The sequence below is a fragment of the Kluyvera sp. genome, from assembly GCF_965301105.1.
This window is the reverse complement of record NZ_CBDKZX010000132.1, coordinates 1-5,933: the sequence shown is the minus strand read 5'-3', so window position 1 is coordinate 5,933 and position 5,933 is coordinate 1. Positions and strand designations below refer to the sequence as shown.

Here is a 5,933-nt window from a genome sequence, read left to right as displayed (position 1 = left end):
CTCAGGCCGCGCGTTGCGGCCCATTATTGATCAGACCGCGGCCAGCATGCCGCCGTCCACAAACAGAAGATGTCCATTAACAAAATCAGAGGCCGGCGCGGCAAGATAAACCGCCGCGCCGATCAACTCTTCCGCTTTACCCCAGCGGGCGGCGGGCGTGCGCTGGAACAGCCAGGCGGAGAATGCCTCATCGTTGACCAGCGCGGTGGTCATCTCAGTGGCGAAATAGCCGGGGGCAATGCCGTTGACCTGAATATTGTATTCCGCCAATTCCACGCACATCCCACGGGTTAACATTTTGACCGCGCCCTTTGACGCCGCGTACGGAGTAATGGTTTTGCGGCCTAACTCGCTCTGCATCGAGCAGATATTAATAATCTTCCCGCGGCGGCGTTGCACCATGTAGCGGGAAACCTGCTGCGACACCAGAAAGACCGATTTCTGGTTTACATCAATCACTTTATCCCACTCCGCTTCCGGGAATTCAGTGAAAGGATGACGACGCTGGATACCGGCGTTGTTAATCAAAATATCAATCGATCCAACCTCCCTTTCGATTTGCGCGACCGCGCGCGCCACCTCTTCCCCATTGGTCACGTCAAAACCATAGCCAACCGCGCGATAGCCCTCGGCTACCAACTTGTCCGCCGCCGCCTGCGCACGCTGCTGGGTGATGTCGTTAATCACAATCTCCGCGCCGTGCGCCGCCAGCCCGCTGGCCAGCAGGTTGCCAATCCCCTGCGCGGAGCCGGTAATCAGCGCGCGTTTACCGCTCAGGTCGAATAGGTTTTTCATTAAAAACTCCTTTTTTGATAACTGTTACGCGTAACTGTATACGCGTAACAGTAGAAAAAAGAAGATCTAAAAAGGGGGAAATGATCGTTATGTGATCAGGTTTGCATTTGCGTGCAAGATGAAAAAGAAAAGAGCGCTGGCCAGGTACATAGCCCAACCAAGCGCAGTGACGTCGGAAAAGCCCCAGCGCGTGTTACACGTCCTTAACCCGCGCCGTCATCGCCAACGTGACCACCGAAATCCCCGCAATCACCCAGTACACCGAGAAGTGGCCAAAGTTTTGCGCCAGCGCGCCCTGAATGATCCCGGCCAGGATCACCCCGGTCGAAATGCTGTTGGTAAACAATGTGGTCGCCGCCCCGGCGCGTCCCGGCATCAGGTCCTGGAACCACAGCATGCCAATCCCGGCGACAATGCCGATAAACACGGCGTTAAACAGCTGTAATATCAGCAGCGCGGTATGGCTGTGGAAGAAGATAAGCCCAACGTAGAACAGCACCCCGGCGGCCACTGCAGTGACCATCATCCGACGCTTACCGAAGTGCTTCACGTAGTAGCCCGCAATGATCATCGCCGGAATCTCCAGACCCGCGGCGGTGCCCATCAGGATCCCCGCCAGGCTATCCGGCAGACCAAGATCGCTGCTGATCCACAACGGCATATCGATGATATACATCGTGTTACAGGTCCACATCAGCGTGGAAGCGATAAACAGCATCCGTACGTTGCTGTCTTTCCAGCCGCTAATCTGATTCTGAACCGCGTCAGCCGGCTGCTCGACTCGCGCCACCGAGGGTAACGTTAGCGCAATCAGCGTCAGGCTCAGGATAAAAATCCCCGCCGCGATGGCGAACATGGTGGTAAAGCCGTAGTTCAGCGCCAGCATAAACGCCAGCGGCGGGCCAATCACCCACGCCAGCGACAGCTGGGCACGCATCACCGAGCTAAACATCACCACCTCGCGCGCCGAGCTGTCGGCGTACTCACGGGCGAGCGCAAACAGCTGCGGCATCGCGGCGTTGGCGATGGATGCCAGCATCACGCCGCAGGTAATCAGCGTCAGGTAGTGGCGGTTGAAGGCAAACAGCAGCGCGTTACCTACCGCCATCAGGCAGCAAAACATGATCAGCTTGCGTCGGTCGCCCCGGCTGTCGGATCGCCTGGCCAGCGCCAGGCTGACCGCAATCCCGGCGATCGCGTTAACGGTGTAAAACAGGCCGACCCAGAACGGCTGGACGCCCACTTCACGGCTGAGAAACAGGCTCAGCGTCGGCGCCTGTAGCGCTCCCGCTACGCCCATCATAAATGCCACCAGCATAAAAGCGGCGTACACACCTTTGAGACGTCGTCCCATCGTCATTAACCAGAGCATGTGAAATCCTTTAAGCACGCGAAAGAATAAAAAAAAGCCAGCAGATAATACCTGCTGGCAAATACTCAGTCACACATGATTTGGCGAATTAATGCTCAGAGGCCGATTTCGTAACTTCCCATTGCATCAGAGAGTTCAGCACTTCAAGCCGCTGTGCCGTTGCCTGGCGGGCCAGCCAGGAAACATTTTTGGTCGCTGCGAAATAACGCTGGTAAAACTGATGGATGGTAGACCTCTTCATACACACCTCCTCGCTTCATCGAAATCCATTATTGGCCTAATATAGGGATTAATAAATTGCTGAGTTTTTACCAGGAGTTCCCCTTTTATGCCTTCAGGTCGCTTACAGCAGCAGTTCATCCGTTTATGGCAGTGCTGCGAGGGAAAATCGCAGGAGACGACGCTTAACGATCTGGCGGCGCTACTGAGCTGTTCACGTCGTCATATGCGGACATTACTCAACACCATGGAGGCTCGGGGCTGGCTCACCTGGGAAGCGGAAGCCGGGCGCGGCAAGCGTTCCAGACTCACGTTCCTCTATACCGGGCTGGCGCTTCAGCAGCAGCGCGCGGAGGATCTGCTGGAGCAGGATCGCATCGATCAACTGGTGCAACTGGTCGGCGATAAAGCGGCGGTACGCCAGATGCTGGTCTCGCATCTGGGGCGCAGCTTCCGTCAGGGTCGGCACATTCTGCGGGTGCTCTACTATCGCCCAATGCACAACCTGCTGCCTGGCACCGCGCTTCGCCGCTCGGAAACCCACATCGCCCGGCAGATTTTCAACGCCTTAACGCGGGTAAATGAGGCAAATGGGGAACTGGAAGCCGATATTGCTCACCATTGGCAGGAAATTTCCCCCTTACACTGGCGTTTTTATTTGCGTCCCGGCATCCATTTCCATCATGGGCGCGAACTGGAGATGGAAGACGTTATTGCCTCACTGGAACGCAGCATGACGCTGCCGCTGTTCTCCAACATCACGCAGATCCACTCTCCCACCGCCTGGGTGCTGGACGTGCATCTGGCCGAGCCTGACCGCTGGCTGCCGTGGCTGCTGAGCCAGGTGTCGGCGATGATTCTGCCGCGCGAATGGCAAACGCTGCCTAATTTCTCTCGGATGCCGGTAGGAACAGGGCCCTATTCGGTCGCGCGCAATAACCTTAACCAACTGAAGATCCTCGCCTTTGATGACTATTTCGGTTTCCGGGCGTTGATTGACGAGGTTAACGTGTGGGTGCTGCCAGAAATCAGCGAAGCACCAAACGGCGGCCTGACGCTTGAAGGCTCTACCGAAAGTGAAAAAGCCGTCGAAAGCCGGCTGGAAGAAGGCTGCTATTACCTGCTGTTCGATGCGCGGAGCACATTGGGCCGTAACCCAACGGTACGCCAGTGGCTGAGCCACCTGTTTCATCCCAACAACCTGCTCTACCGCGCGGGCGAGCAGCATCAGAGCCACTGGTTTCCCGCCTACGGCCTGCTGCCGCGCTGGCACCATGCGCGCAGCCGCGCCTGCGAGAAACCGGCCGGGCTGGAGTCCGTCACCCTCACCTATTATCGGGATCACGTCGAGCACCGGACCATCGGCCAGATTATGGAAACGCTGCTGGCGGAGCATCAGGTCAAGCTCAACATTCAGGAAGTGGACTACGACGAATGGCACCGCGGCGAGGTGGTCAGCGATATCTGGCTTAACAGCGCCAACTTTACGCTGCCGCTCGATTTTTCACTGTTCGCCTATCTGTATGAAGTGCCAATGATTCGCCATTGTATCCCCATTGACTGGGAGCAGGACGCGCGGCGCTGGCGCGCGGGCAACCTGCAACAGGCCGACTGGTGCCAGCAGTTGCTCGCTAATCAGTCGGTGGTGCCGCTGATTCATCACTGGCTGATGCTCCAGGGGCAGCGCAGTATGCGCGGCGTACGGATGAATACGCTGGGCTGGTTTGACTTTAAATCCGCCTGGTTTGCACCGCCGGAACCGTAGGGCTTTTGATTTATTCACGTAATCATTACAATGTGCCGTTCTCAACGGGGTGCTGTGCGTCGTGCGCGGCTGAGAGAGACCCGTCGAACCTGATCCGGATAATCCCGGCGAAGGGATTTGAGGCTAACTCAAAATCCTTTGCCACCCATTTACTGAGGTGCAAAGTGCTCAAAAAATTACTCCCCCTGCTGGTGCTGGTTACCGCGCCCGCGTTCGCAAAACCCGTGCTGACGGTCTATACCTACGACTCCTTTGCTGCCGATTGGGGCCCTGGCCCGGCGGTGAAAAAAGCGTTCGAAGCCGACTGCGACTGCGAGTTGAAATTCGTGGCGCTGGAAGATGGCGTCTCGCTGCTCAACCGTCTGCGCATGGAAGGGAAAAATAGCAAAGCGGACGTCGTGCTGGGGCTGGATAACAACCTCTTACAGGCCGCGACCGACACCAAACTGTTCGCCAAAAGTAACGTTCCGGCCAACGCCGTCAACGTGCCGGGCGGCTGGAACAACGACACCTTTGTGCCATTCGACTATGGCTACTTCGCTTTCGTCTACGATAAAAACAAGCTGAAAAACCCGCCGAAAAGCCTGAAAGAGCTGGTGGAGAGCGACCAGAAATGGCGCGTTATCTACCAGGATCCGCGCACCAGCACGCCAGGCTTAGGCCTGCTGCTGTGGATGCAAAAAGTGTACGGCGATAAAGCGCCGGAAGCCTGGCAGAAACTGGCGGCGAAGACCGTCACCGTTACCAAAGGCTGGAGCGAAGCCTACGGCCTGTTCCTGAAAGGGGAAGGCGACCTGGTGCTGAGCTATACCACCTCCCCGGCCTATCACATCATTGAAGAGAAGAAAGACAACTACGCGGCGGCGCCGTTTGCCGAAGGCCACTACCTGCAAGTCGAAGTGGCGGCAAAAACCGCGGCCAGCAAGCAGCAAAAACTGGCGGACAAATTCCTGCAATTTATGGTCTCTCCAGCTTTCCAGAACGCTATCCCGACCGGCAACTGGATGTATCCGGTAACCCAGGTTGCGCTGCCGGAAGGCTTTAACAGCCTGGTGAAACCGCAGACCTCGCTTGAGTTCACGCCGCAGCAGGTCGCCAGCGAACGTCAAAACTGGATTAATACATGGCTCCGCGCCGCCAGCCGCTAATTCCGGGTTGGCTCTACCCAGGTCTTACGGCCACCACATTGATGGTGGCCGTCGCTCTGGCGGCTTTTCTGGCGCTGTGGCTAAACGCCCCCGAAACGTCGTGGTCAACGCTGCTCGGCGATAGCTATCTGTGGCACGTGGTGCGCTTCTCCTTCTGGCAGGCGTTTCTCTCTGCGCTGTTATCGGTGCTGCCCGCCATTTTCCTTGCCCGCGCGCTCTATCGACGCCGTTTCCCCGGCCGTCAGCTGTTGCTGCGCCTGTGCGCGATGACCCTCATCCTGCCGGTGCTGGTCGCCGTCTTCGGCATTCTGACCGTCTATGGCCGTCAGGGATGGCTGGCGCAACTGTATGCCTGGCTCGGCTGGCAGTGGAATTTCTCCCCCTACGGCCTGCAGGGCATTCTGCTGGCGCACGTCTTTTTCAACATGCCGATGGCGACCCGTCTGCTGCTGCAAGCGCTGGAGCAAATCCCCGGCGAGCAGCGCCAGCTTGCCGCTCAGCTTGGGATGCGCGGCTACCCGTTCTTCCGCTACGTGGAATGGCCCTGGATGCGGCGACAGATTCTGCCCATCGCCACGCTGATTTTTATGCTCTGCTTCGCCAGCTTCGCCACCGTGCTGTCGCTGGGCGGCGG

6 protein-coding genes and 1 riboswitch are annotated in these 5,933 nt (G+C 57.7%); of the genes, 3 read left to right on the top strand and 3 right to left on the bottom strand.

The window, feature by feature from the left end:
* Positions 1–30: 30 nt before the first annotated feature.
* From idnO to sgrT, 3 genes are all read right to left on the bottom strand, one after another.
* A complete protein-coding gene (gene idnO, locus ACW14G_RS21895) occupies positions 31–795 on the bottom strand; it encodes a gluconate 5-dehydrogenase (RefSeq protein ID WP_249022322.1) in 765 nt (254 codons plus the stop codon).
* Between the two features lie 193 nt (positions 796–988).
* Positions 989–2,167 carry a sugar efflux transporter gene (locus ACW14G_RS21890; protein ID WP_455648803.1) on the bottom strand — a complete coding sequence of 393 codons (1,179 nt, stop codon included), beginning with the start codon at positions 2,165–2,167 and terminating at the stop codon, positions 989–991.
* 88 nt (positions 2,168–2,255) lie between these two features.
* On the bottom strand, positions 2,256–2,408 hold the full coding sequence (gene sgrT / locus ACW14G_RS21885) for a glucose uptake inhibitor SgrT (RefSeq protein WP_074398820.1): 153 nt from the start codon (positions 2,406–2,408) through the stop codon (positions 2,256–2,258).
* An 87-nt stretch (positions 2,409–2,495) separates the two neighbouring features.
* On the opposite strand from sgrT, the gene sgrR reads away from it, so the two are divergent.
* From sgrR to ACW14G_RS21870, 3 genes are all read left to right on the top strand, one after another.
* The gene (gene sgrR / locus ACW14G_RS21880; protein ID WP_271457915.1) at positions 2,496–4,151 is read left to right on the top strand and encodes an HTH-type transcriptional regulator SgrR; all 1,656 of its coding nucleotides are present in this window, start codon (positions 2,496–2,498) and stop codon (positions 4,149–4,151) included.
* A gap of 35 nt (positions 4,152–4,186) precedes the next feature.
* Positions 4,187–4,285, top strand: a riboswitch (TPP riboswitch).
* A 30-nt stretch (positions 4,286–4,315) separates the two neighbouring features.
* Entirely contained in the window at positions 4,316–5,299 is a 984-nt protein-coding gene (thiB, locus tag ACW14G_RS21875) for a thiamine ABC transporter substrate binding subunit (RefSeq protein ID WP_249022324.1), read from the top strand.
* A partial coding sequence (locus ACW14G_RS21870) for an ABC transporter permease subunit (protein WP_455648802.1) occupies positions 5,275–5,933 on the top strand: 659 nt, incomplete at its 3' end. The genes thiB and ACW14G_RS21870, both read left to right, overlap by 25 nt.

Excerpts from the sequence above, each read along its gene's own strand:
- idnO (WP_249022322.1), bottom strand. The coding sequence starts at position 795 with ATGAAAAACCTATTCGACCTGAGCGGTAAACGCGCGCTGATTACCGGC.
- ACW14G_RS21890 (WP_455648803.1), bottom strand. The coding sequence starts at position 2,167 with ATGCTCTGGTTAATGACGATGGGACGACGTCTCAAAGGTGTGTACGCC.
- sgrT (WP_074398820.1), bottom strand. The coding sequence starts at position 2,408 with ATGAAGAGGTCTACCATCCATCAGTTTTACCAGCGTTATTTCGCAGCG.
- sgrR (WP_271457915.1), top strand. The coding sequence starts at position 2,496 with ATGCCTTCAGGTCGCTTACAGCAGCAGTTCATCCGTTTATGGCAGTGC.